We start from the raw sequence: 1,019 nt of genomic DNA on the forward strand, positions 1-1,019 counted from the left end.
TCAATCTAGAGCCAAATCCTAAAAACTAGAGAACAATAGAGAGATGGGATATTCAAAAGATTTTAAAGACAAAGTCATAGAAATTATGATTCGAGATGAAATGTCTGTGCGAAAAGCAGCACAGCATTTTAACATCTGTATACAAACGATTCAGAACTGGAAAAAGTCCACTACAAACAAACCTATTCCTGGCCGTCCAGCTAAAATTAGCAGAGAGCAAATATTGAAGGATGTTGAACAATATCCTGATGATTATCAGTATGAGCGAGCTGAACGTTTAGGAGTAAGCACTCATGCGGTATTTAATGCATTACATGCCGCAGGAATATCGCGTAAAAAAAGACGTTAAAGCATCCTAAAGCAGATCAAAATCAACGTCAGCAATTTCAAAATCTCATAGAGTGTTTAGAAGGGAAATTGCCTCTGATTTACATAGATGAAAGTGGTTTTCAAAGTGAAAGTACCAGAACTCATAGTTATAGCCTTCAAGGAACACGTGCTGAAGGTGAATTTAACTGGCAGTTGAAGAATTGCAGTAATGCGATCGGTGCAATTATCGAAAATAGATTGTTGACAGTTGGTGTGTTTAATTGTTCTGTGAATACAGAAGTATTTGAATGTTGGATTGAACAGGATTTATTACCTAAGTTGAAAGAAAGCAGTGTTTTGATTATGGACAATGCGACCTTTCACAAAGGGAAAAGACTTCAGGAGTTGATACGTTGTGCAGGCCATTACATTGTGTGGCTTCCTAAATATAGTCCAGATTTAAATCCAATAGAAAATATGTGGTCACGAGTCAAGGCGATTCGAACTAAGTTTAGAGTTAAAGATATTGATAAATTATTTAAAGATTACTGTAATGATTTATTTGGTATTTAGCTATATTATTAATTGCTAAAAGTGCAGCATCAACAACGCGTGCAAATACCTTAAAAATTATTGCGGGGATCTCTGTCGGGATTGTGGTGTGGGTCGTTTTAACCTTATTGGGCTTTACGGTTCTGGTTGAGCAATTT

2 protein-coding genes and 1 pseudogene are annotated in these 1,019 nt (G+C 36.1%); all 3 read left to right on the forward strand.

The window, feature by feature from the left end; genetic code table 11:
* Positions 1-43 precede the first annotated feature (43 nt).
* On the forward strand, positions 44-349 hold the full coding sequence (locus FTU19_RS16185) for an IS630 transposase-related protein (protein WP_087547287.1): 306 nt from the start codon (positions 44-46) through the stop codon (positions 347-349).
* Between the two features lie 47 nt (positions 350-396).
* Complete coding sequence (locus tag FTU19_RS16190) at positions 397-882, forward strand: transposase (protein ID WP_227554803.1); 486 nt, start codon at positions 397-399, stop codon at positions 880-882.
* A gap of 2 nt (positions 883-884) precedes the next feature.
* Positions 885-1,019, forward strand: a pseudogene (locus FTU19_RS16195) (threonine transporter RhtB); the annotation flags it as partial.

The sequence above is a fragment of the Acinetobacter sp. YH12072 genome (assembly GCF_013419565.1).
Lineage (GTDB): Bacteria > Pseudomonadota > Gammaproteobacteria > Pseudomonadales > Moraxellaceae > Acinetobacter.